Raw genomic sequence first — 24,867 nt, forward strand, 5'->3', positions numbered from 1 at the left:
AAACAACACACCTGTTAACTTACATTGATGAATTGATGATTATAAAGTGCGGAAAGTAACTGGGGTAAAAGGGGTAAATAGCTTATAATAAATGTATAGGGAATAAACGATTAACAATTAACATTTTAAAATTTCACAATCATGAAGAAAAGATTACTCATGTTGTTATCAGTCTTTATGACGATAACAAGCGTAGGGTGGCTGCACGCGCAAAATGAAGGCTACACACAAGATGGTAATAATTACAAGGTAACCACAGCCAAGGGACTGCAAGCGGTATTTGCGAAGCTGAACAAAGCTACTACCGCACAAACTACCACAATCACGTTGGAAAATGATTTGGATATATCCGATGGTGCCGGAGTTACGGTTCAGGGACCGAACTTGGACTTCCAAGGTATATTCTATCTGACTGCCGATACTGACAAAATTGCATCTTTGACTATCGACGGGCAAGACTATGCGATAGCAGGGGAAAATACAAGCGGACAGAATTTCGATCCCTCCAAGAAATATGTTTTCTATTTGGATGGTTCCGGAGATAGTCCGATTACTTTTAAAAACCTAACGATTGAAAATACAAACATTTTGGCTTTCAATCTTTTCAACCTAAATAACCTGAAGTTCGACAAGGTGGCTTTGAAGAATAATGCAGAAGGAGGTTTACACCTGAATTCTGCACAACTGGAAGCTACCGGTTTTACAACAAGCGGGAATGGCAAATTCGCCGTTAAATTGTCTCGCGAAAGGGACAATAAGCCGAAGTTTACACTTGTAAGCGGAACAATTGGCGAAAAAAATGTTCCGCAAATCGCTTTCTTCGACAGACATGCTTATGAAGTTTGGTCTGGCAATCCTCAAAGTTCTATTGAGGATATTTCAAATGCAGTGGTAACTCCTGCCGGAGAAAGCTGGTATCGCTCTTTGCAGTATGCCAAGATGCACACTAGCAACAACAGCAACTTGGCATACGTTTGGACAAAAGACGATGCAAGCGTTTTAGTCAGTACAGCCGGACAGCTTGACTCTACCTTCAGTGTAGGTTTTGCCACGGCTACCGAAATCAATCTGGCTGCAGGAACATACGATTTGAAAAAGGTAGCAGAGGTTAAAGGTAATCTGGCAATAATCGGTGAGGACTCGACCAAAACAGTTGTTTCGCAAGGATTTAAGCTGAGCGGAACGGACAAACAAATCGTTTCTTTCAAAAATATGACGATTAAGGATGCTGCTACTGCTATTGAACTGACAAATCCGAAGGTTGATTTGACAATAGAGAACGCTGCTTTACATGGTACGTATGGCGTTAAATATAACAATTATACGGATACGCAAGCAACGGAAGCTCCAAGCTATACGGTTAAGAATTCGTACATTAAAGCAAATAAATATTATGCTTTGTGGACACGTTCGACAGGTAAATACACTTGGACAATTGAGAATTCTGTGTTGGAAGGTTGGAGTGCATTGTATACATCATTGGGAACTCCTAATATTACTGTTACTGATTCGAAATTGTACGGAATTACAACTTCGACAGCATCAGCTACCCCGGCTTATACCAATGGCTCCTCCGGAAACGGATTTGCTACGATTGTATTTGAAAGTACACAAAACGGAAATATAACGTTAGATAATACGGAAGTCAAATCTTCTTGGACAGCATCAGCTAAGGATATTCTGAACCCGGTTATTTTCCAGGTAATGGCAGATCAAACAAAGAATCCGAAACATTTTGGTGTTAGCGGTAATACCTTGACCTTAAAGAATAACTCTTCCATGTGGATAGAAAAGCCGGTGTTGACTCCTATCTTTATTTATCACGGAGCTTCCGATGATACTTATGGAAAAGAAGAGAACAACTGGGTCAATGTGGACAATTCTGTAAAATTCACTTACGGAGCAGAAAATAAGAGTGCCATGGTAGTGGCAGCGGCAGACGGAAAAATCCGTACGGCAGTTGCTCCCATACAGGATGGTATCGATAATATGAATTATTGGACGGCTGATGGAGACATCGTTACATTGCCGATTGCTACCATTGATTTGACAAAACAATGGGAAATAACAAATGCTGTGACTTTACAGGGAATTATTTCCGGAACAGATACAACTTCTATTGTGGCCGCTACAGAATGGGAAAAGTGCCCAGATAAGAACGATTCTACCTTGATTGAAATCAAGTCGGACAATGTTTCTTTTAAGAATCTGAACGTGAAAAATTCTATGCGTAATGGTATCAATGTATTTGAAGCCAAGAATGTTACCCTGAATAATGTAACGATACAGAACAGTAAAGCTGCCGGTATGGTAGTAAACAGCTCCGAAGTAGCTATCTCCAATTTCAAAACTTCCGGTAATAAGTGGGGATATGGTGTCAATGTGGATAAAGGTTCAAGAACAGATGCTCCGGAACCGTTACTGACTATCGGTTCGGGTTGCAGCTTTGGCGAAGCGATTGCCATCAAGTCTGATAATCCATCGGCATCCGATAAATATGTTTCTGGAAACGGATGGGTAAGGATTGAAAAAGAGGGTATTGCTTACTGGATAAATTCCGCAGCCTCCGGCATTAATTTCGCTATCACTTCTATCCCTGAAACTGTTGTTTACGGGCAGAAAAACCTGCCGCTGGTAGCCAATATAACAGGTGATAATGTTTCTATCACTGTTCCTGATAATAATGGTGTGGTATCGATAATAAAAAAAGACAGTGCACCCGACTCTTTGCAATTCTTGAAACCCGGGACAGTTGACTTGACTTTATCCGTGGGAGACACAACCGTTACCCAGAGCTTGACAGTCTTGAAAAAGACACTTACCGTTACAGGTATCACTGCAAAGAAGAGAGCTTATAATGGTAATACAACAGTTGAACTTGTTACAGACGATATTGTTGTAAAAGGTCTTGTCGGTGAGGATACTAAAAGTATTTTAGGAACTCTGACAGGCACATTAATGTCTGCCAATGCAGGGAATGCGGTACCGGTTAAAGTAAGTGCTACCTTAAGCAGTAAAGCCGACTATTACGAACTGGCAGAAATAACAGGCGTAACGGATACCATTACGAAAGTAGATTTGACGATTACGACTAAAAAACCATCTGCTGTCGACTACGGTCAAGTAAGCAATGTAGTCTTTGCTGTAGATAACACCGATCTCGTTAATAATGAAAATTTAGTCGATTTGTCAGGAAACCTTCAATTTGACTGTCCGGCAACCAATACTTCTTTGGCCGGTAAGTATCCGGTAACGCCCTATGGTTATACATCCGGCAACTACAATATTAAATATGTAGCCGACACATTGGAAGTACAAGCTATCGCTCCGACTGCCGAATTGACGGGAGTAAAGGTAAATTCGGTAGGTAAAAATGCATCGATTACCGTCAGCGGCCGCATTCTCTCGAACGGAGGTACGCCAAACGACAAGATAACAGCAGAATTTACACCGAAATTCGGAAGTACTACCGGTACGGCTAAAACCGTAAATGTGGCAAATGATGGAACATTCTCCGCTGATATAACCGGATTGTCTGATGCTGAATATACAGTCGAGCTTAAAGTAACAGGTAGTGATAAAACTTCTTCTGCAATAACATCTTCTGCCGTTGATTTGAATGCCCAATTACAGAATGTAGAGTTGGCGTCTATTCCTACTCGCCTGACTTATGGTAATTCTGTTGCCATATCAGCCAAGTCGACCGAAGCGGATGCCAAAATCGAATTCTCATTGGAAGGAACCTCCGGTGTTCTTGCGTTCAATAAAGATACAACAGCTGTAATTGCGACCCAAAAAGGGGAAGCTACTATCGTTGTAAAAGCTACGAAAGACCAGTTTGTAACCGCTGTTGCCAAACAGACCATCTCTGTAGAACCGAAGCTGGTAACCGTTACGGCAACAGCCGAGGATAAGGTATATGACGGAAAGACCGATGCGAAAGTTTCCTTCAAGGCAAGCGGTATTTTGGATAGCGACAAGAATACAGTCTCTCTTGCTTCTACCAGCGCTATCACAGCCGCCTTTACAGACAAGAACGTAGGCGACAAAAAGACCGTAATCCTGACTGGCGAATGTGAATTGGTCGGTAATAACGCCTCTAATTACACGCTTATCCAGCCGGCCAACCCGACAGCCAATATCACAAAGGCAACAATCAAATCTATCGCTGCCAATGCTGATGGTGTAAAGCGCAAATACAACGAAAAGACTTTGTCTTATAAGTTGGTAGCCGATGGTCTGGTAAATGGCGAAACGTTGACAACGAAAGACTTGTACTCCGGTACAATCAGTCTGAAAGAGAATAAGGATGGCGATGAATTGAATGGCAAATACACATTGACGGTTGATGCTACATTCCGTAATTACAATTATACAGGTAGCAAGACCATCACTGGAAATGTAGAAATAGAAAAAGGTATTCCTACGGTTATCACATTCAATACAACTGAGCAAGGAAAACCTGGCGGCTATATCGTGGATAAAGCAGGTTGGGCGGATACAAGATATGATATTGTAACTGTTGATGGCAGTGCTCACGCGATTTGTTATTATAATAATGACCAGAGTAGCGTAATCGGTAATACTGTGGATGCTAAGCAGACAGCTCCGGTATTGAATATTTCTTTGGGAGAGGCTACTTCAACTCAAACTGCCTCTGTTCGTCGTAACGCACTTGTTACCCGTGCGGGAAGCGCTAATAGCATGACCTATGGGGAAGAAAGAAAACTGACGATTTCTACAGGAGGCACTTTTACACTTACAACCGCTACCCCGTCTGTCCTTATCATAGATAACCAGAATAACATCACTGCGGTCGGAACAGGACAAGGTGCTATTTTAGCTGAGCGTACAACTGACGGTGCTATTGCCGAAATACTTATTTCCGTAGCTCCTAAGACGCTGGGCGTCACTTCTGCCAATGTAAATAAGGAGTATGACGGCACGACAACCGCCAACCTCTCCCTGACAGTGGCCGACAACATCGACAATGTATCGCTTGACTTGAAGGATATCTCCTTCAACTACGCATCCAAAGATGCAGGAAGTCAGAGAAAAATTGCTCCTTCTTTGGAATTGGCCCTGACGGGTGCGAACAGCAACAATTATGAACTGGATGCTTCATCGTTGACTACAGCTCTGCAAGGAACCATCTCTCCGCGTACACTGACCGTTACCAGCCAGGTAAGCAAGTTCTACGACGGTACGGCAACAATGACGCTGGATGACTATTCAGCCGAAGGTCTGCTGACGGAAGAAGCTGCTCCGAAACTGGAGGCTACATTTACAGGAACAGGAGCTGCAAATGTCGGTACGGCTAAGAATATGAAGTTGTCGTTGACAGGTAGCAACAACTACCGATTGGATGCTGATAAGAGTCCGAAGACCGGTAATATCGTCAAATCGACTTTGGAAGCTATCTTCCCGGAAAAGGCTACAAACGTAACCGACCTGAAGAACAAGCTTACATACGTCTTACATCAAACCGGTGATACGATTAAGGCAAATGCCGCCATCAACGCAAATATCACGGTGACGGGTACAGGTACGGAAAAGGACCCGTTTATGGTAAAGGCAACAGAAAACGACAACTGTACGTTTATCATCAACAATAAGTCCGTTGACAAAGCAGAAGTTCCTCCTGTTACTCCTCCGTCGGATATAGATGTGAACGGTATCGAGCTGGATGAAACTTCTCTGACTCTTCAGCTGAACGAAACTGCAACGCTTACCGCTGCCATCACTCCGGATAATGCAACGAACCAGAAAGTGGAATGGAGCAGTAGCGACCCGACAATCGTAAGTGTAGCTGCTACGGAAGCAGACGGAAAGATTGCGAAGATAACAGCCCTGAAGGCAGGTGAAGTAACAATCACCGTTACCTCTAATGATAATTTCAACTTCACCGCTACTTGTAAAGTGAAGGTGGAAGCACCTACAGGTCTGGAAGAAGCGTTGGCTAATTCGAAAGTATATGCGAAAGAAGGATATATCTATATCGAACCGCTGGCAGAAATGCAGGTAGTTGTAGTAAGTATGTCCGGTAAAGTAATATACAATAGTCGCATAAGCAGTCAAAAACAAATACCGGCTACCCCAGGCGTTTACGTTGTGAAACTGATAAGCGCTCATAAATCAATAACAACAAAAGTCGGTATATTTTAAATCCTATTCTTAAATAATTAATTAAAGAATAGTAAGTCAAGAAGAAAGGGGCGTCCGTGATGGATGCCCCTTTTTATATCCTGCCTTTGTCTTATGCAGGAATTGAAAACGCAACCGTATAGGTGATATCGAAGTAAGTAAATTCCTGCTGTATGAAATAAGGGACATTTTTTTTGCGGGGAAAACGAAATTGATGTATCTTTCCGGAATAAAAAGCAGGTACGGGCAGAGATGGCTTATGTATTAACCTTCTAATATATATATGTAATATGACAACACGAAGAGACTTTCTGAAAATAAGCGGTCTGTTATCAGGGGCATGTTTCCTCCCCGGTATTTTATCGGCAATTCCTGCCGAAACGCAGGCTAAGTTACCACATTTTGGGATTATTACGGGAAATACGGCCGGCAAATGGTTGGAAGAAAACCCGCGTAAAGCCTTGAAAGAGCTGGCAGCATTGGGCTATAGGGATTTGGAGTTCGGGGGAGATTTCGGGATGGGTGTCCCTGCCTTGAAAACTTTCTTGAAAGAATGCAAATTGAGGCCGGTTGCCGGTCCGACCTCCATGAATGCCATGCACGACACACAACAGTTGATGAAGGACATCAAAGCCTGCCAGGAGTTGGGGCAGGAGTATATTGTCTGCTACTGGCCCTGGACGGACGGAGGTGAAAACAAGACGCTGGACGACTGGAAAAAGGTGGCCGACAATCTGAACAAAGGCGGAGCCATCTGTAAGAAGGAAGGGCTGAAACTATTGACTCACAACCACGACATCGAATTTCGCCTGACGGAAGGCCAACTCCCCTTCGACACGCTTGTGCCGGCCCTGGACCCGGAGCTTGTCAATGTGGAACTGGATTTATATTGGGTAAATAAAGGAAATCAATCTCCCGAAACATTTATCCGGAAATATCCCGGACGCTTCCCTATCTTCCATGTAAAAGACATGGATAAGACTCCCGGACGCGGCTTTGCTTATGTGGGCGAAGGTTGTATCGATTTCCCTTCTATTTTCCGGTTGAATAAAACTGCGGGAGTCAAGCATTTTATAGTGGAACACGATAATCCGGAAAATCCCGAATTGTGTGTAAAAACGGCGGCACGTTATTTATCCGGTTTGAAATTCTGACTCTTATAAACTGAGGAGTCATGGAGTATCTTCCAAGCCCCACTTTAACAATAGATACCGGTAGCTTTTATTTCTTTTGCGTAAATCCGTAAATGAATCATTATCTTTGTACCCGAAAAATACAGGTGCATGGATTTGTTCGAAGGATATGTGGGGATTCGTCTGTGGGACGGGCAGTTGGTGGATGATATCATCTTTTCCTTGCTGCTTGCCCTGCTGATTGTTTTCGCAATCATATTCCGTACCAATTTCCGGTTGTTTGTGAAAATGCTTAAAGACGTGGCTTTTGTGAAAGAGCGGCCGAATATGTTTGACGAAGCCGTGAGGCGGGACAGTCCTTTTTTCCGGAACTTTATGGTTTTTCAAACATTGTTTCTTTGCAGTATTACTTTTTTTGTATTTGCAAGAATAAGAGGTTTTGTTCCCTATCCGGGCGAAAAAGGGGTATTGTATTCGATAGGTATTGCCTTTTTCGTTCTTTTTTTATTTTATCAGTTTAAGCAGTTTTGCTATTATTTACTGGGAACTGTTTTTGCTGACCCGGAACCTTATAGGCTTTGGAAAACAAATTATAATGCCATTATCGGGACGTGGGGTTGCTTGTTGTATATTCCTGTGCTTTGGTTGGTATTTGTAGGAACCTATTTAACAATACCTATTCTATTGTTTTGTATTCTTTATATTTTGTGTCGTTTTGTAATAATTTATAAGACAATACGGATATTTCACACGAAAAGTTCAGGTTTATTATATATAAGTTTGTACCTTTGCACCCAAGAAATTTTACCTCTGGTATTTTTGTACGAAGGTATGGTTTATTTGTATAACTTTATCGAGACAAGTACTCTATGGCATTGAACATCAAAAAGTTGCTGGTATCACAACCGAAGCCTGCATCCGAGAAGTCACCGTATTTCGACATTGCAGAGAAATATGGGGTTGAAATTGATTTCCGTCCGTTTATCAAAGTGGAGCCTCTTTCCTCCAAAGAGTTCAGACAACAAAGAATTTCCATTCTAGATCATACGGCTGTTATTTTTACGGCCCGTACGGCAATTGACCATTTCTTCCATTTATGTGGAGAATTGCGGGTTACTATTCCTGAAACGATGAAGTATTTCTGTATGACGGAAGCAATTGCTGTATATTTGCAGAAATATATTGTCTACAGAAAGCGTAAGATATTTTTCGGTCAGACCGGGAAACCGGAAGATTTGGTTACGGTTATCGGCAAGCATGCGAAAGAGAAGTACCTGATACCTGTTTCCGATGTGCACAAGGAAGACTTGATTGCTATGCTGGAAGCGAAGAAAATCAATTATACGAAAGCAATCATGTTCCGTACGGTAAGTAACGATTTCTCGAAAGATGAAGCGTTCGATTACGACATGTTGGTTTTCTTCAGCCCTTCAGGAATTTCCTCTTTGCTGAAAAACTTCCCCGATTTTAAACAGGATGACATAAAGATTGGCTGTTTCGGTCCTACCACGGCAAAAGCAGTGAAAGAAGCCGGATTACGTCTGGACATCGAAGCTCCGACCCCGGAAGCTCCATCGATGACGGCTGCTCTTGAATTGTATCTGAAAAAAGAGATGGGTAGTAACAAAAAGAATGGTAAATAAAAGGTATTCCCTTTCCAAAGAAGAGCGCCTGTCGTGGAAACGTTACATTGACCAACTGTTTGCGGAAGGACAATCGTTTGTTGCGTTTCCACTGCGGGTTGTTTATTTACCGCTGGAGGAGCAAATGCAGGCTCCCGTATCCATTCTGATAAGTGTCTCCAAAAAGAAATTCAAACGTGCTGTGAAACGTAACCTGATAAAGCGTCAGGTTCGCGAAGCTTACCGCGTACGCAAATACGATTTGATAGACCCGTTAACCGAAAAAGACAAGCGGATGTTGGTCGCTTTCCTCTATCTCGATAAAGAAATTCATCCTTTCTCCGATATAGAAAAAGCCATGACGAAAGCATTAAACATATTACGCGACAAAGCATGATAAAGCGTTTCTTTACCACACTTCTATTGTTGCCCGTCTATTTTTACAAATACTGTATTTCTCCCATGACGCCGGCATCGTGCAGATACACACCTACCTGCTCCGAATATGCTGTGCAAGCACTCAAAAAATATGGCCCGATAAAAGGTGCTTATCTGGCAATTAAACGAATCCTCCGTTGCCATCCCTGGGGTGGAAGCGGTTATGACCCTGTACCCTGAAATGACATACTACGACATACATACCCATCAACCCTCCGTTCGTCCGGAAGATATTGCTATCGTGAATACGATTGTTGAGGCCGGCCATTCTCCGGAGAGCGACGAGGCGGATAACCTGGAAGCCTCCCTTTCGCCGAATTACCGTTCCGTAGGCATTCATCCTTGGTATATAAATAACGTACACGTGCAATTGGCCGAACTGGAAATGCTTGTTTTTCAACCCGACGTGGTTGCTATCGGCGAAGCCGGGCTGGATAAGCTGGCGGAACCCCCGCTAAGTATCCAGGAAGAAGTTTTTCTGACTCAGATAGCTTTATCCGAGGAAGCAGGCAAACCGTTAATCATCCATTGCGTAAAAGCCTGGGCGGAAATCATAGAGATACGGAAACGGCTGAAGCCCCGTCTTCCCTGGGTGATTCATGGTTTCCGCGGGAACAGCGACCTTGCCAGGCAACTGCTTCGCCAAGGTCTTTATCTCTCTTTCGGCGAGCATTTCAATCCAGATGCGCTGCGGGTGGCATGGCCCGGAAGCCTTTTTGCCGAGACGGACGACAAGACGGACGACATACGTTCCGTCTACCGCCAGATAGCTTGTGCGCTCGATTTCTCTCCGGAACAAGTCGCAGCCCAAATAGCGGAGAACGTAAGAAATATATTCCCGTCCTTAAGTGTATGATTTACTGAAAAGCGGCTTATCTCCCTATATTTCTTAATTATCAATTTTCATTTATCAATTCTCAATTAAAAAGTCGTACCTTTGTCCCCATTCAATTAATACTATACTTTAAAACGATGAATTTTGTTGAAGAATTAAGATGGAGGGGCATGATTCATGATATGATGCCCGGAACAGAAGAACAGTTGCAAAAAGAAATGACTTCTGCTTACGTAGGTATTGACCCGACGGCCGACTCACTGCATATCGGTCACTTGGTATCGGTGATGATGCTGAAGCATTTCCAACGTGCCGGACACCGTCCTATCGCTCTTGTCGGTGGAGCCACCGGTATGATTGGCGACCCTTCAATGAAGTCGGCGGAACGTAATCTGCTGGATGAAGCCACGCTTCGCCATAATCAGGAAAGCATCAAGAAGCAGTTGGCCAAGTTTCTGGATTTCGATTCGGATGCGCCTAATGCTGCCAAGTTGGTGAACAACTATGACTGGATGAAAGATTATTCTTTCCTGAACTTTATCCGCGATATCGGTAAACATCTTACTGTAAACTATATGATGGCGAAAGACTCTGTAAAGAAACGTCTCAGTTCGGAATCGAGCGTGGGCATGTCTTTCACCGAATTCTCTTACCAGTTGTTGCAGGGTTACGATTTCTTGTACCTGTATGAACACGAGGGTTGCCGCCTGCAGATGGGTGGTTCCGACCAGTGGGGCAATATCACTACCGGAACGGAGCTTATCCGCCGTAAACTGAGCGGTGAAGCATTTGCTTTGACCTGCCCGTTGATTACGAAAGCCGATGGTGGCAAGTTCGGTAAAACGGAAACCGGCAACGTATGGTTGGACCGTCGTTATACCACTCCATACAAGTTCTATCAGTTCTGGCTGAACGTAAGCGATGCCGATGCTGCCCGTTACATCAAGATTTTCACGGCTCTGCCTAAAGAGGAAATCGAAGCATTGGAAAAAGAGCAGGAAGCAGCCCCGCATCTCCGCCCGTTGCAGAAATGTCTGGCTCAGGAAATAACAGTGATGGTACATTCCGAAGAAGATTACAATGCAGCCGTAGAGGCTTCCAATATCTTGTTCGGCAACTCGACTTCTGAGGCCTTGAAACATTTGGACGAAGAGACTTTGCTGGATGTATTCAACGGTGTTCCCCAGTTTGAGGTTTCCCGCGATGAACTGGGTGCCGGTGTGAAAGCTATCGACCTGTTCACGGAAAAAGCTGCCATCTTCCCTTCCAAAGGCGAAATGCGCAAGCTGGTACAAAGCGGAGGCGTAAGTGTGAACAAGGAAAAACTGGCAGACCAGGACGCGGTTATCGACTGTTCTTCCCTGCTCGACGAAAAGTATTTGCTGGTTCAGCGTGGTAAAAAGAATTATTACCTACTGATTGCAAAATAAGAAATTTGCTGAAAAGCTTGCAAGATAAGAATATTCTTCTTACCTTTGCATCGCTTTTAATAAAGCACAGGATTGTCTCATGGTGTAATGGTAGCACTACAGTTTTTGGTTCTGTCTGTCGAAGTTCGAATCTTCGTGAGACAACTCACAATCAAAGAAAACCATCTATTATCGCTCTGATAATAGATGGTTTTTCTTTTTGGGGAGAAGGGAATATAGCTCTGTTAGTTAACGAACTTTGTCATTTACAATTCTTTTCCTACATTTGTAACATTGGAGTTCTTTAATCTTAAATGCCATGAACACGAAATTATTCCTTTCATTAGCCATATTGCCATTGGCTACTCCCTTGCAAGGAAAAGAAGTTGCCGGGCAGGAGAATACCACTCGGCAGACACGTCCTAACATCATTCTTTTCTTAGTTGACGATATGGGCTGGCAAGATACGTCCTTACCTTTCTGGAAAGAGAAAACACACTATAACGAAGTTTACGAGACACCCAATATGGAACGCCTGGCTAAGCGGGGCATGATGTTTACGCAAGCGTATGCGTCCAGTATCAGTTCCCCCAGCCGGTGCAGTTTGTTTACCGGAATGAATGCCGCGCGTCACAGGGTCACGAATTGGACATATCCTAAAAATGCTTCTACAGACCGGAAGAGTGAGGTGCTGACATTGCCGGACTGGAACGTGAACGGTATTTGTCAGGTATCCGGTATCGCCCATACTTATCAAGCTACTTCGCTGGCACAATTGCTAAAGAACGGTGGCTATCATACCATCCATTGCGGTAAGGCCCATTTCGGAGCTGTCGACACACCGGGGGAAAATCCGTATCACATGGGCTTTGAAGTCAATATAGCCGGTCATGCCGGTGGAGGACTGGCCAGCTATTTGGGGGAAGCCAATTTCGGAAACCGTACGGATGGCAAGCCTAACCCTTGGTTTGCAGTGCCCGGCTTGGAGAAGTATTGGGGAAAAGATATTTTTATTTCCGAAGCACTGACGCAGGAGGCCGTGCAAGCACTCGATAAAGCCCGCCGGTACGACCAGCCTTTTTTCCTTTACATGGCCCATTACGCCATTCACGTTCCCATCGATAAAGACAAACGTTTTTATCAAAAATACCGCGACAAAGGTTTGACGGAAAAAGAAGCTGCCTACGCTGCCCTGATAGAAGGAATGGATAAGAGCCTTGGAGACCTGATGGATTATCTGGATAAATACCGTCTGACCGATAATACGATTATCCTCTTTATGTCCGATAATGGCGGTCTTTCGTCCGAAGCCGGATGGAGGGATGGCGTACTACATACACAAAACTCTCCTTTAAACAGTGGCAAAGGTTCGGCTTACGAAGGAGGCATACGTGAACCGATGATTGTCAGTTGGCCGGGTCATGTACAGCCGGGCAGTAAATGCGACAGTTACCTGATAATCGAAGATTTCTACCCTACTTTGCTCGAAATGGCCGGTATCCGCCATTACAAAACCGTCCAACCGATAGACGGCATCAGTTTTATGCCGCTCCTCGAAGGTAAGGACTCTTCTTCCAAAGGTCGTAGCCTTTACTGGAATTTTCCGAATTTGTGGGGAAATACGGGTCCGGGTATCGGAGCCACTTGCTCGGTCCGGGACGGCGACTGGAAATTGATTTACTATTATGAGACAGGAAAGAAGGAACTCTTTAATATCAAGGAAGATATAGGAGAAACACACGACCGGACAGAATCCCACCCAGCCTTGGTAAAGCGTTTATCCAAAAAGCTGGGTAAGTATCTGCGCAAAGTCGAGGCTCAACGTCCTTCCTTTAAGGCGACAGGACGACCTTGCCCTTGGCCTGACGAGCTATGAGAGACTTTCTTTTATGATTTCTCCTACAGTCGGATGCGGGAATACGATGGCTTTCAGTTCGTCCGCCTTCATCCCTTTTTCGATGGCGATACCGGCTATGACGATAAGTTCGGAGGCCGGATTTCCCAGCAGGTGAGCGCCTATAATCGTTTCATCTACCGCTAAAATCAGTTTGCAGACGCCGTTCCCCATTTCATTCTCGGCAACAAAACGACCAGAGAAAGCCATCGGTATTTTTTTCACGACATAAGGGATGCCCTCAGCCTGCAATTCCTCTTCCGTTTTGCCTACTCCGGCAATTTCAGGGTTCGTGTACACAACACCGGGGATGGCTTTGTAGCTCATACCTGCTTCCGGCTTGCCCAAAATATGTTTCACTGCCACTTCTGCTTCGCTTACAGCTGTATGGGCCAGCAAAGAAAAAGCCGTGATGTCGCCACAGGCATATACATTCGGGATGGAGGTCTGCATAAACTCGTTTACCTTGATGCCGTTACGGAAAGGTTCGGGGGCCAAGTTCTCCAGGCCGAAACCTTTAGTTACAGGTCGACGGCCTACACTCAACAGTACCTTTTCACCTTGGATAGCGAATGTTTCTCCTTCTTTCTCGACTGTCACTTCACCATCGTGTACAGCTGTTACCTTATGGCTCAGATAGAATTTGATACCTCGCTTGGCATATTCCGCCTGAAGCATTTCAGACAGTTCACGGTCCATCGGTCCCAATATCTTATCCATCATTTCCACCACATGCACTTCCGTTCCCATGCTGTTGAAGAAGGAGGCGAACTCCATACCGATAACACCGCCGCCGATAATCACCAACGAAGCTGGTAATTCCTTGGAAAGCAATGCTTCCCGGCTTGTCCAATAATCCGTCTCCGCCAATCCCGGAATGGGGGGGATAACGGTTTCCGAACCGGTACAAATCAGCAAGTGGGCTGCTTCGTAGGTCTCTTCACCGCAGGCAATCGTGATAGTACCATCGGCTGCACGGCTTTTTATTTCAGCTTCACCGTTCACGACAACTACTCCGTGTTCGGTCATTTTCATGCGGATACCGGCAGTCAGCTTCTTGACTACTTTATTCTTGCGGGCAATGATTTTAGGAAAATCGAATGTCGGGTTTTCCGCTTTTACGGCATATTTAGGCGCATGTTTAATCGTGTCATATACCTTCGCGGAATAGAGTAACGTCTTTGTCGGTACACATCCTTCATTCAGGCAGACACCTCCCAATGCGTTCTTTTCGAAGAGCAGGGTCGACAATCCTCCGGCAGCTGCTCGTTCGGCAGCGGTATAACCGGCAGGTCCTCCTCCGATTATGGCAACATCGTATTTCATGTTTTCAGATTTAATTAAGTTTTATATTCGGGTTAATTTGTAGTAATGTATCAATGAATAATTGTTCATCTTTCGGATAGTAGCAACGACTGCGTTCCCGGCCATTTTCCATTGCGGTGTAAAACAACGTTAAACCGCCTTTTTCTTTACATTCAATGCGTTTAACAAGCGGTATGCTGGTAATGCCATTCCCTGTTAATTGTTTATTGTCGGTAACCGAATAAGGAACTAATTGTATATAAAGAAGGAAAAACATGACTATTAGAACTGTTAGAGGACATATATTTGCCACCTTATCGGTATTAATTAATACAACTATACCCCAAAAGATAATGCTTACAAAAACAACAACCCAACCATAAATATGAGCGTCATAGATGTTTTTTTTTATTCTTTGTTTCATGATATTCTTGAAATTAGATGATAGGTTCTTTTATCTGTATCTCCGGATTATGCTTCCGAAGCAAATGTACGAAATCTTTCTTATTCACAGGTGAAATCAGCAACCACTGTTGTTTCCCCTTATAGATAATTATCCGGTCGAGCGACAATGCGTAACTGGAAACGGGCATTACCGTTGCTTCGAGTGCCGATATGTCCGCTATGGCAATCCGCTTTTCCGGGAAAATACTGCAATGGGCAATCAGCATCCCGTCGGCCGTAATCTTATACCAGGTGTTCAGGAGGACGTGCAACGTCAGCATGGCTATTGCCAGCATCCCTACCATCAGCACGATATTCGTCCCGAGGAATACCTTAACGCATCCCGCTATTATTAACACGATTGCCAGGTGATACCACCAACCTACCTTTGATTTGAATACTCTATCCATGTCTCTACTTTTTGTTTCCTAACCTCCGTGATTTTCTATCTCTTTCCGCACCTTTCTTTTTGCAAAATACCAATCGATTACTTTTTCGCTTAGTTCCGAGCATAATTTAGGATACTTATCGGCTATATTGGTTGTTTCGTTCGGGTCTTTTTTGATATCATATAGTTCTAAGCCCGTCTTATCCGAGTTAATCAACAGTTTAAAATCTCCTCTGCGGATAGCTAAATGCGAGCTTTGATGATGCTTCTTTGGAGGTTTGTTGAAGAAACGGTTTCGTCCGAAGTCCCACATCATATCTTTTTTTCGCTTCTGTGCTTTGATGCCCAAGAGTGCTTTACTCATATCTTCTCCGCTATAATTATAGCCTTTGGGTTGCTTGGCACCTGTTATGGAACAAAGGGATGGGAAGATATCGACGGCATTAACCATTGTTTCATTTTCTGTTTCACCAGCTTTGATGTGCCTTGGCCAACTGATTATGAAAGGCATATTTACTCCTCCTTCGTATAAGCTAATCTTAGAACCTCTTCGTCCGCCGACTCGTATCTCATCGAAAGTAGGCATGGCTCCGTTATCGCTGGTAAAAATGACTAATGTATTTTCCCGGATACCCAACATTTCAAGTCCTTCCATTAATCGGCCTATTTGCTTGTCGTATTCTTGTAATACAGCAACAAAGTTCTCCTTACTTACCCACGATTTTTTATCTTTGTAATATCGGGCTTCTGGTATCCATGGGGTGTGCATATCATCCGGCCATAGATTGACGAAGCAGGGTGCATCCTTATGCCTGGAAAGGAAGTCAAGCGTTCGGTCGACAAAATAGGCGGTACGATTCCATCTTTGGATACTATCTTGCTCACTCCATATCCAATTTGATGCCGTAATAAGAGGGTCTGGGTCCGGACCTTCGTAAGTCGTTACATATTCATCGAAACCATATAAGGGGATTTGAGGAGCGTCATCTACATCACGCCCGCCTCCCATGTGCCATTTCCCAATGTGGGCGGTCGAATAGCCGACTTCCTTGAGCGATTTAGCTATTGTCGGGGCGGAAGTAGCCAGATAATCGAACTGTTCACAATTTGTATTTGATTTACGGTCGTTCAGAAATGTATTGATACCCCATTCCGTCGGGAACATGCCTGTCGTAAGTCCTACGCGCGAAGGGGAACTAACCGGGGAGGAGGTATAGTAGTGATTGAATTTCAGCCCTTGCGATGCCAGTTTGTCGATATTGGGGGTCATCACCCAACCACTGTTGTAACAGGACAAGTCGCCAATACCCATATCATCCGTATAAATGATGATAATGTGAGGCTTTTCCGTAGAAGTAGCCATTGCCATATTTGTCGCAAGTCCGCAAGCACCTAATAGTAAAATTGAACTTCTCATGATAGTTTACTTTTGTACGGTTTCAAGTTTCTGCGGCGTAGTGGTTGGGCCGTCCACATAAAGGCGTCCTTGTTTGTCCACGCCCATTTTATCGATGAAGACTACCCGTTCATCGCCCGTTTCCTGTGTCCGTCCGTGATAAACACAATACATTTGTTTCCCGTCCAGCGAGTAAGTGACGCTGTTATGGCCGGTTCCCGTAACGGTTCCCCCTTGCTCGACATTCTTTTGCAAGACAGGGTTGTCGGGAGATTTCACAAAAGGTCCTAACGGGTGTTCGGAGGTTGCGTAACCTACTGCATAATTCTTCCCTCCGAAGAAGTTGGCGGAATACATCATATAGAAAGTGTCGCCTTTCTTAAAAGTATAAGAACCTTCTGTCCAACGGCGGTTTACCTCACCGGAGGTCACGGAGCGGCTTTCCCATTCGGACTGCTTATCGTCGTTGGTGACGGGCGGACGGAGGATTAAGACCGGTTCGCCGATTATAGCTGTAAAGTCCGGCTTGATTTCTACCCCGTAAATCCAGCTTTCCTCTATCTCGTCGAACATCCCCTGTTCCTTTGCCCATGTAGCTACCTCGCTTTCCACCGGGTGTTTGTAGCAGCAACGGGAGAAGTAGAGATAGCAACGTCCGTCGGAGTCTTCCACGATATTCCCGTCGATAACCGGATAGCCGGGGTCGAAGAGTGGGCGGTCGCTCATTTCCTTGAAAGGGCCGGTCGGTTTGTCGGCAACAGCCACTCCGATGCGGAAATTCTCTTTTTCGTTGGTCGGGTTCTCCTTCCAGTCGGCACTGAAGAACATATAGAACTTGCCGTTGCGTTCGTACACCTCTGGCGCCCAGAAGTTGGCCACAGCCCATGAGCCGGGAATATTCCCGTGGTAGACTTGTCCTTCGGCTTTCCAGTTTACCAGGTCGGGAGAGGAATAGGCACAGAAACCGTCCACTGCCCCGGCCCCGGTTCCATACATATAATATATACCGTCCGATGCAAGCAATACGTAAGGGTCACCAAACTTTACCGGCAACGGGTTTGTGTACGTGATATTTTCCTGCTTATCCGCTTGCGTGCGGTATACACAGGAGGTTGTTGCTATACAGGCAACCAAAAAGGCGGAAATGAGATACTTCTTTTTCATCAGGTAATAAAGTGTTTTTCTTTTCTGTCATTCTTTCGCCTTCAAAAATACGCATAATAGTTAGATTAAGAACAAATACGGGCTACATTTATGCGGCGGGACGGCATAACTATCAGGGTGGACGCAAGCCGGACACAGCACAGCCTCCGGACAGAAAATACGCTGTAACTTCGCAGCTACAGCGTATCCACTTAAACCGGTCAAACAATTCCAGAGAAGGAATATATGTCTCTTTATTTGACTTCTTCCAGAACGGTATAATATTGCAACTGATTATTGTTGTTATACTGTTCGTTGCGTACCACTCCGATGTTGGGGGCATACCATTCGTATCCGTAACCCTCGATAGTCTCTTTTGGCGAACGCGATTTGATTTTGTATTTTACTTTCGTACAATCGAACGTACCGGCAGGTGTCTGTACCTGTTCGGTCGTGACGTATTCGCGGTCGTAGATGGAAATATTCTTTCTGTCTTTCTTGTTCTTTTTCGAATAGATGCGGATGAGGGCATCGTCGAAATACATGCCTTGTCCGTCGCCGGAAGGACTATTTGCCACGCTCGGATAGTTGATGACATCGTCCACCACGGCAATATCCGACTGCATATCCGAAACAAAGGAGGGATTGCTTAGCACCTCTTTCATATCCATGAAGAACTCACCGTTCTGGCAATAAGCGTCCAAGTCGCCTTTGTCGATTACCGTCCCGGCCTTGTTGGTGAAGATGTAATCGGCTTCTACTTCGATGCCTGTCGGGGTGTTGCCGACTTCGTCCACCGTGTAGGTCATGACGCCTATCAGGTTGCCTTTGCCGTCATATCCCTTTTTTACTAATTGTGCTCCCTGCGTCTGCGGGAAAAAGAATGTACAATCCTGAGCCATGGCGCCGGCTGTGAACAGCAGGGCCAGGGAGGCCAATAATACTTTAGATTTCATATTTTAAAACGTTTAAGTGTTAATAATTAGCAGGATATCCAATGCCCCAATAGAACACGGCTGCAATCGGAGATGTTTACGTGATTGCTTTAAAATATCAAAAGAATAGGTAATACGGACTATATTTACATGAAAGCGGCCCGGAAGGGTACAACCAACTAAGTTAAATGTTAACTTTGTCACGCTAAACGATATGAATTATGGTACAACAATTCGATTTCTTAGTAATCGGTTCCGGTATCGCGGGCATGAGCTTCGCGCTGAAGGTGGCCGACAAAGGAAAAGTAGCCATCATCTGTAAAACAGAGTTGGAAGAGGCAAACACCTATTTCGCACAAGGGGGAATTGCTTCGGTTACGAACATGCTGGTAGACAATTTCGACAAGCATATTGAAGATACAATGATTGCCGGCGACTGGATTAACGACCGGGAGGCCGTCGAAATGGTAGTCCGCAACGCCCCTTCGCAGATAAAGGAACTGATTAACTGGGGAGTGAATTTCGATAAGAACGAAAAAGGAGACTTCGACCTGCATCGTGAAGGCGGTCATTCCGAGTTCCGTATCCTCCATCACAAGGATAACACGGGGGCGGAGATACAATTGAGCCTTATCGAAGCCATCAAGCGCCATCCGAACATCACGATATTCAACCACCACTATGCCGTGGAAATCATCACGCAGCATCATCAGGGTATCATCGTCACCCGCTATACGCCGGGTATCAAATGCTACGGCGCATATGTGCTCAACGAGGGCACGGGCAAGGTGGAGACTTTCCTCTCGAAAGTGACGGTGATGGCTACCGGAGGTTGCGAAGCTGTCTACCGGAACACGACCAATCCGCTGATTGCTACCGGCGACGGTATTGCCATGGTGTACCGTGCCAAAGGGGCTGTCAAGAATATGGAATTTATCCAGTTCCACCCGACTGCCTTGTTCCATCCCGGCGACCGTCCTTGTTTCCTGATTACCGAAGCGATGCGGGGATATGGTGGCGTTCTGCGTACACAGGATGGGAAGGAGTTTATGCAGAAATACGACAAACGCCTTTCGCTGGCTCCGCGCGACATCGTGGCTCGTGCCATCGACAACGAGATGAAGCTCCGGGGTGAGGACCATGTGTATCTGGATGTCACGCATAAAGACCCGGAAGAGACGAAGAAACATTTCCCGAACATTTATAAGAAGTGCCTTAGCTTGGGCATCGATATCACGAAGGATTATATTCCGGTAGCCCCTGCCGCCCATTACCTGTGTGGAGGTATCTGTGTCGACCTGACCGGACAGTCCAGCATCCGCCGTCTGTATGCTATCGGCGAATGTTCATGCACAGGCTTGCACGGCGGAAATCGTCTGGCTTCCAACTCGCTGATAGAAGCCGTTGTATATGCGGACGCGGTAGCCAAACATGCCTTGAGCGTCCTCGAACGTTACGATTTCAATACGGATATACCGGAATGGAACGATGAAGGAACCATTTCCACCGAAGAACGTATCCTGATTACCCAAAGTATGAAGGAGGTGAACCAGATTATGGAAGCTTACGTCGGTATCGTCCGCAGCAACACCCGCCTGACCCGTGCCTGGAACCGCCTGGACATCCTTTACGAAGAGACGGAAAGCCTCTTCAAACGCAGCAAAGCTTCCCGCGAATTATGCGAATTGCGTAATATGATAAATGTAGGCTACCTGATTACCCGCCAAGCGATGGAACGTAAGGAAAGTCGCGGGTTGCATTATACATTGGATTATCCGCCGGTGAAGAAGGAATAAAGTATAAAATGGGGATGTGCCGGACTGTCATTTCCCCCTTTTCATGAACATTAAAGACTCCCGGAAAATAACGGAATTAAATTTCATCAGTGCTCCAATATACAAAGCTGCAGAAAGTAATATTTTAACAACAAAAATCAACGCATCGTTTTGCAAGTCGATTATGCGCAGAAAGCACCAAACGATTGCAAAGATTATAAGAGTAAGTCCTAAGTAAGGCGAAAAATCTTTTACTATTTGAAACAATGTTACCGGTATCAACTTACTAACAATCCGATGCCAAACCAGTATATAGAAACAACTTACGACAACATTCACAAATGCCATCCAATATATGCCGAATGGTAAAGCAAGAATTGCCGCTCCTATCTGAATAACCGCAAACAACAAACCATTGACAAAGAAACAATTCGAACGGCCATAGGAAATAACAACTTGTGTATATAATAAAGAGATAGGAGAAAATGCAGCCCAGATACAATAACATTGAAGTATTGGGACACTGGGCAACCAATCTTCATTAATTAACCCAAAAAATTCTCTTCCGACAAATGCCAAACCCAACATGGTCGGGAATGAAATAAATGCGATAAAACGTATCATCTTACGAAAAATCAGCGCGAATCGTTTTGGCTCTCCTTGCAATTGAACAAAAATGGGTTGCGCGACATTACTGACCATTCCATTTATTACTTGCCCACCCATCCTGGACCATTTTACTCCCTGTGAAAAGTTTCCCACATCACTTGTTGTATTGTATTTACCCAATAACACTGAAAAAATATTAGCCTGTACTTGAGAAACGACAGAAGAGATTAACATCCTGGAACTAAAACCAAACATCTCTTTTATCGGCCTGAAATCAATCTCGAAATTCGGACGCCAAGGCGAATAATACCACCGGAGTATCATACCTACAGTTGCCGTAACAAGGGTTTGTATTGCTAAAGCCCAATAGCCATAGCCGCTCAATGCCATATACACACCGATTCCCCCACCTATTAAAGTGGAAAGAATATCAATTTTAGCACGTTCCCGAACAAGCAATAATTTAAAAAGAACCGCATTATGAGCTGTACTCAAACTTCCTATCACAATGGACAGAAATAATATTCTGGATAATAAAACAAGCTCCGGTTGATTATAAAAATCAGCAATTAACGGAGCACAGAAATACAATATAATATAGATAGAACATCCTACGATTAGATTGAACCAAAATACAGCATTGAAGTCTTTATTTTGAAAAGTTGGTTTATTGGTTAAAGCCATAGTAAAACCGCTATCCTGAATGATGCTCGCTATTCCCATAAAAATAGCCAACAGTTCAATCATTCCATAGTCACCCGGAGAGAGATTTTTAAGAAATATAAGACCAATCACTACACTTAGCAGCTGCTGTACTCCATTACTTATTCCGCCCCAGAATAATCCTTTGACTGTTTTTTGCTTCAGTGTATTTTCAGGTCTCAATTCCATTATAAGCAGTTTCTAAATAATTCTGTTTGTAAAGAAAGCTTGTTTTATAAACGAACGAACTGGATGTTTAGTATAAAAAGTATGAAATGGATAAAAAACAAGGGAGAGGTCGGTCGCGAACCGCCTCTCCCATCCATAGTCAAGGTATTCTTGCAACTAGCTTGGTTGCAAGTGAAAAACGTTTTTCTTGAATAATATATATATTATTTCTTCTATTACGAGACAAACATAGTACAATATCTTCACATACAACCATAAAAATATATTTATTTTTAATAAAGTGTTTTATAACATATAAAATAGGCTTTTATTCCTTCTTTAAGGCATAAATTCGCTGAATTATGTCGACAACTTTCATGCCCTCCAATACATTTGTTGTAATACTTTCAGCTTTTGTTCCTGAAAGGACACGGACAACATTTCGAATTACAAAATTATGATTTTGGGCAGAACCTTTATAAGGGCCATAATCATTACCCGGATTAGTCGGGGCCAACACCGGGATTTCGTAATTTTTAACATGACAATATTCTACCTCATTCATATATTGCCCACCTATTTTAACACTACCGTTCTCTGCTATAATCAGCATACTACTCTCCATATTTTTGTCCCAGACAGAAGTTGAATAATTTAAACTTCCTATACCACCATCAACAAAGTTAAAATTGACAAATCCGGAATCTTCAAAATCAGTTAAGCCTGCATGGTTAAAATCAGCAAAACGAGCTTGAATATTGCAAATATCCCCAAATAACCAATACATAATATCTATAAAATGGGAAAATTGGGTAAAAAGAGTTCCACCGTCCAATTCAGCATTGCCATGCCAACCTTCCGGTTTATAATAACGTTCGTCACGATTCCAGTAACAGTTTAATTGTACCATATAAATTTTTCCCAATTTACCGGACTCAACTATTTCTTTTATCCACACGGATGGAGGAGAATAACGGTTTTGCATGACACAGAAAACTTGTTTCCGGTATTTCAATGAGGTATAAACAACTTTTTCGGCATCAGCCAATGTCAATGCCATAGGTTTCTCGATTACAACATTGCAACCTGCTTCTATCGATTGAATAGCCATAGAAGCATGCAAACCGTTAGGAGTGCAAATATTAACCACATCGATGGAAATGTCACTTTGGAGCAAAGAAGTCAAATCCGGAAAGAATGGTACATCGTATGCTTCAATGCCTAATTCTTCACGAGGACGGATATCGCATAAAGCAACCAGTTCTGCATCCGGCTCACGGGTAACCATCTCTGCATGACGCTTACCGATATGACCGCAACCGACTACGGCAAATCTTATTTTATTTTGTTTCATAACCTTTTTCTTTAAGACAGACGAGCGATTGCCAGAATAGCCTCAGCAAAAGAGTCTGTTATATGTCGTTGTTCACTTTCTGTCATTTCCGTATGAATAGGCAGGGATAACACACTCCGGCTCAATTTGTCCGACTCCTGTAACGAACCGCCAATACGAATTATTCCGCGATAAGCTTCCTGCAATTGCAAAGGCAGCGGATAATACACCATGGACGGCACACCTCGTTCTTTCAGATATGCTTGTAACAAGTCCCGTTTTTTTTCTTCAACCTGAATTGTGTATTGATGATAGACATGGGTGGAAAAAGAGGATTTTAAAGGTAACAGAACATCTTGACAAGAAGAAAGAGCTTCATCATAACGGGAAGCTACTAATTGACGAGCTTGCGTAAATTCGGACAGATACCGGAGTTTTACATCCAAAATAGCCGCTTGTAAAGTATCCAAACGGGAATTACATCCGATTTGTTTGTGATGATATTTCCTCACCTGCCCATGATTGGCAATTTGATGAATACGTTCTGCCAATTGTACATCCGAAGTTATCAATGCACCTCCATCTCCATAACAGGCTAAGGGCTTGGATGGGAAAAAGGAAGTGGTCCCGATATGACCGATTGTTCCGGTTTTCTGCGTACGGCCATCCGGAAATGTATAAGTTGCCCCTACAGATTGAGCGTTATCTTCTATAACAAACAAATGGTGGACATCTGCCAACGACATAATCGACTCCATATCACACGATTGTCCGAACAGGTGAACAACAATGATAGCTTTTGTTTTAGGAGAAACAGCAGCCTCTATCAGGGAAGGATTGATATTAAATGTCCGCGAATCGACATCAACCAACACCGGTGTCAATCCTAAAAGAGCAACAACTTCAGCCGCTGCCACATAAGTAAATGCCGGAATAATTACTTCGTCGCCCGGTTTAAGCCCTAAAGCCATCAAAGCAATTTGAAGGGCATCCGTCCCGTTTCCACAAGGGATAACACTGGGGACATCCAGATATTCGGCCAAATGGCGGGAGAAAGTCTTGACCTGCGGACCATTAATGAAAGAGCAATCATCCATAACAGATTGCATGGCAGTGTCTATATCATTCTTAAGACGAAGATATTGCCTATGCAAGTCGACCATTTGTATTTGCTTTTCAAACATCCTCCCTCCC

The 24,867-nt window shown here is 44.0% G+C and carries 19 protein-coding genes; 10 read left to right on the forward strand and 9 right to left on the reverse strand.

Annotation, left to right across the window (positions count from 1 at the left end):
• Nucleotides 1-141: 141 nt before the first annotated feature.
• From DW103_RS04980 to DW103_RS05020, 9 genes are all read left to right on the forward strand, one after another.
• Nucleotides 142-6,165, forward strand: coding sequence for a YDG domain-containing protein (locus DW103_RS04980; protein WP_147381179.1), 6,024 nt, complete (start codon nt 142-144; stop codon nt 6,163-6,165).
• A 269-nt stretch (nt 6,166-6,434) separates the two neighbouring features.
• Nucleotides 6,435-7,298: a sugar phosphate isomerase/epimerase gene (locus DW103_RS04985; protein WP_122274568.1), complete on the forward strand. Its 864-nt coding sequence runs from the start codon at nt 6,435-6,437 to the stop codon at nt 7,296-7,298.
• Nucleotides 7,299-7,427: 129 nt separating this feature from the next.
• Nucleotides 7,428-8,156, forward strand: a complete 729-nt coding sequence (locus tag DW103_RS04990) for a DUF4271 domain-containing protein (RefSeq protein ID WP_122274569.1) — start codon at nt 7,428-7,430, stop codon at nt 8,154-8,156.
• The gene (locus DW103_RS04995; protein ID WP_199652969.1) at nt 8,153-8,920 is read left to right on the forward strand and encodes a uroporphyrinogen-III synthase; all 768 of its coding nucleotides are present in this window, start codon (nt 8,153-8,155) and stop codon (nt 8,918-8,920) included. The genes DW103_RS04990 and DW103_RS04995 overlap by 4 nt, the downstream gene beginning before the upstream one ends.
• Nucleotides 8,910-9,296, forward strand: a complete 387-nt coding sequence (rnpA, locus tag DW103_RS05000; RefSeq protein WP_122274571.1) for a ribonuclease P protein component — start codon at nt 8,910-8,912, stop codon at nt 9,294-9,296. The genes DW103_RS04995 and rnpA overlap by 11 nt, the downstream gene beginning before the upstream one ends.
• Nucleotides 9,296-9,517: a membrane protein insertion efficiency factor YidD gene (yidD, locus tag DW103_RS05005; RefSeq protein WP_233545616.1), complete on the forward strand. Its 222-nt coding sequence runs from the start codon at nt 9,296-9,298 to the stop codon at nt 9,515-9,517. Before rnpA ends, yidD begins: the two co-directional genes overlap by 1 nt.
• A 1-nt stretch (nt 9,518) precedes the next feature.
• Nucleotides 9,519-10,193 carry a TatD family hydrolase gene (locus tag DW103_RS05010; protein WP_122274664.1) on the forward strand — a complete coding sequence of 225 codons (675 nt, stop codon included), beginning with the start codon at nt 9,519-9,521 and terminating at the stop codon, nt 10,191-10,193.
• 116 nt (nt 10,194-10,309) lie between these two features.
• On the forward strand, nt 10,310-11,602 hold the full coding sequence (gene tyrS / locus DW103_RS05015) for a tyrosine--tRNA ligase (RefSeq protein ID WP_122274573.1): 1,293 nt from the start codon (nt 10,310-10,312) through the stop codon (nt 11,600-11,602).
• A gap of 298 nt (nt 11,603-11,900) precedes the next feature.
• Complete coding sequence (locus DW103_RS05020; RefSeq protein WP_122274574.1) at nt 11,901-13,457, forward strand: sulfatase; 1,557 nt, start codon at nt 11,901-11,903, stop codon at nt 13,455-13,457.
• Here DW103_RS05020 and lpdA read toward each other — a convergent pair.
• The 6 genes from lpdA to DW103_RS05050 all read right to left on the reverse strand — a co-directional run bounded on the left by lpdA (nt 13,452) and on the right by DW103_RS05050 (nt 19,107).
• Nucleotides 13,452-14,801 carry a dihydrolipoyl dehydrogenase gene (gene lpdA / locus DW103_RS05025; RefSeq protein ID WP_122274575.1) on the reverse strand — a complete coding sequence of 450 codons (1,350 nt, stop codon included), beginning with the start codon at nt 14,799-14,801 and terminating at the stop codon, nt 13,452-13,454. The two genes, DW103_RS05020 and lpdA, sit on opposite strands and share 6 nt — an antisense overlap.
• Nucleotides 14,802-14,811: 10 nt before the next feature.
• Complete coding sequence (locus tag DW103_RS05030) at nt 14,812-15,204, reverse strand: hypothetical protein (RefSeq protein WP_122274576.1); 393 nt, start codon at nt 15,202-15,204, stop codon at nt 14,812-14,814.
• A 13-nt stretch (nt 15,205-15,217) separates the two neighbouring features.
• Nucleotides 15,218-15,634 carry a PH domain-containing protein gene (locus DW103_RS05035; protein WP_122274577.1) on the reverse strand — a complete coding sequence of 139 codons (417 nt, stop codon included), beginning with the start codon at nt 15,632-15,634 and terminating at the stop codon, nt 15,218-15,220.
• 18 nt (nt 15,635-15,652) lie between these two features.
• On the reverse strand, nt 15,653-17,029 hold the full coding sequence (locus DW103_RS05040) for a sulfatase (RefSeq protein WP_122274578.1): 1,377 nt from the start codon (nt 17,027-17,029) through the stop codon (nt 15,653-15,655).
• A gap of 6 nt (nt 17,030-17,035) precedes the next feature.
• Complete coding sequence (locus DW103_RS05045) at nt 17,036-18,172, reverse strand: glycoside hydrolase family 43 protein (RefSeq protein WP_122274579.1); 1,137 nt, start codon at nt 18,170-18,172, stop codon at nt 17,036-17,038.
• A gap of 233 nt (nt 18,173-18,405) precedes the next feature.
• A complete protein-coding gene (locus DW103_RS05050) occupies nt 18,406-19,107 on the reverse strand; it encodes a hypothetical protein (RefSeq protein ID WP_122274580.1) in 702 nt (233 codons plus the stop codon).
• 200 nt (nt 19,108-19,307) lie between these two features.
• On the opposite strand from DW103_RS05050, the gene nadB reads away from it, so the two are divergent.
• Nucleotides 19,308-20,882 (forward strand): L-aspartate oxidase, encoded by a 1,575-nt coding sequence (gene nadB / locus DW103_RS05055; protein ID WP_122274581.1) that lies wholly within the window; start codon nt 19,308-19,310, stop codon nt 20,880-20,882.
• Between the two features lie 27 nt (nt 20,883-20,909).
• Here nadB and DW103_RS05060 read toward each other — a convergent pair whose 3' ends face one another.
• The 3 genes from DW103_RS05060 to DW103_RS05070 form a co-directional block, all read right to left on the reverse strand.
• Entirely contained in the window at nt 20,910-22,361 is a 1,452-nt protein-coding gene (locus DW103_RS05060; protein WP_122274582.1) for a lipopolysaccharide biosynthesis protein, read from the reverse strand.
• A gap of 307 nt (nt 22,362-22,668) precedes the next feature.
• On the reverse strand, nt 22,669-23,694 hold the full coding sequence (locus tag DW103_RS05065) for a Gfo/Idh/MocA family protein (RefSeq protein WP_122274583.1): 1,026 nt from the start codon (nt 23,692-23,694) through the stop codon (nt 22,669-22,671).
• 11 nt (nt 23,695-23,705) lie between these two features.
• Nucleotides 23,706-24,857 (reverse strand): DegT/DnrJ/EryC1/StrS aminotransferase family protein, encoded by a 1,152-nt coding sequence (locus tag DW103_RS05070; RefSeq protein WP_122274584.1) that lies wholly within the window; start codon nt 24,855-24,857, stop codon nt 23,706-23,708.
• Nucleotides 24,858-24,867 lie beyond the last annotated feature (10 nt).

The sequence above is a fragment of the Parabacteroides sp. AM08-6 genome (assembly GCF_003473295.1).
Taxonomy (GTDB): Bacteria; Bacteroidota; Bacteroidia; order Bacteroidales; family Tannerellaceae; genus Parabacteroides.

Excerpts from the sequence above, each read along its gene's own strand:
- DW103_RS05030 (WP_122274576.1), bottom strand. The coding sequence starts at position 15,204 with ATGAAACAAAGAATAAAAAAAAACATCTATGACGCTCATATTTATGGT.
- DW103_RS05070 (WP_122274584.1), bottom strand. The coding sequence starts at position 24,857 with ATGTTTGAAAAGCAAATACAAATGGTCGACTTGCATAGGCAATATCTT.
- DW103_RS05045 (WP_122274579.1), bottom strand. The coding sequence starts at position 18,172 with ATGAAAAAGAAGTATCTCATTTCCGCCTTTTTGGTTGCCTGTATAGCA.
- tyrS (WP_122274573.1), top strand. The coding sequence starts at position 10,310 with ATGAATTTTGTTGAAGAATTAAGATGGAGGGGCATGATTCATGATATG.
- DW103_RS05040 (WP_122274578.1), bottom strand. The coding sequence starts at position 17,029 with ATGAGAAGTTCAATTTTACTATTAGGTGCTTGCGGACTTGCGACAAAT.
- DW103_RS05060 (WP_122274582.1), bottom strand. The coding sequence starts at position 22,361 with ATGGAATTGAGACCTGAAAATACACTGAAGCAAAAAACAGTCAAAGGA.
- DW103_RS04990 (WP_122274569.1), top strand. The coding sequence starts at position 7,428 with ATGGATTTGTTCGAAGGATATGTGGGGATTCGTCTGTGGGACGGGCAG.
- DW103_RS04985 (WP_122274568.1), top strand. The coding sequence starts at position 6,435 with ATGACAACACGAAGAGACTTTCTGAAAATAAGCGGTCTGTTATCAGGG.
- DW103_RS05050 (WP_122274580.1), bottom strand. The coding sequence starts at position 19,107 with ATGAAATCTAAAGTATTATTGGCCTCCCTGGCCCTGCTGTTCACAGCC.
- DW103_RS05010 (WP_122274664.1), top strand. The coding sequence starts at position 9,519 with ATGACATACTACGACATACATACCCATCAACCCTCCGTTCGTCCGGAA.
- nadB (WP_122274581.1), top strand. The coding sequence starts at position 19,308 with ATGGTACAACAATTCGATTTCTTAGTAATCGGTTCCGGTATCGCGGGC.
- DW103_RS04980 (WP_147381179.1), top strand. The coding sequence starts at position 142 with ATGAAGAAAAGATTACTCATGTTGTTATCAGTCTTTATGACGATAACA.
- lpdA (WP_122274575.1), bottom strand. The coding sequence starts at position 14,801 with ATGAAATACGATGTTGCCATAATCGGAGGAGGACCTGCCGGTTATACC.
- rnpA (WP_122274571.1), top strand. The coding sequence starts at position 8,910 with ATGGTAAATAAAAGGTATTCCCTTTCCAAAGAAGAGCGCCTGTCGTGG.
- DW103_RS05065 (WP_122274583.1), bottom strand. The coding sequence starts at position 23,694 with ATGAAACAAAATAAAATAAGATTTGCCGTAGTCGGTTGCGGTCATATC.
- DW103_RS05020 (WP_122274574.1), top strand. The coding sequence starts at position 11,901 with ATGAACACGAAATTATTCCTTTCATTAGCCATATTGCCATTGGCTACT.
- DW103_RS05035 (WP_122274577.1), bottom strand. The coding sequence starts at position 15,634 with ATGGATAGAGTATTCAAATCAAAGGTAGGTTGGTGGTATCACCTGGCA.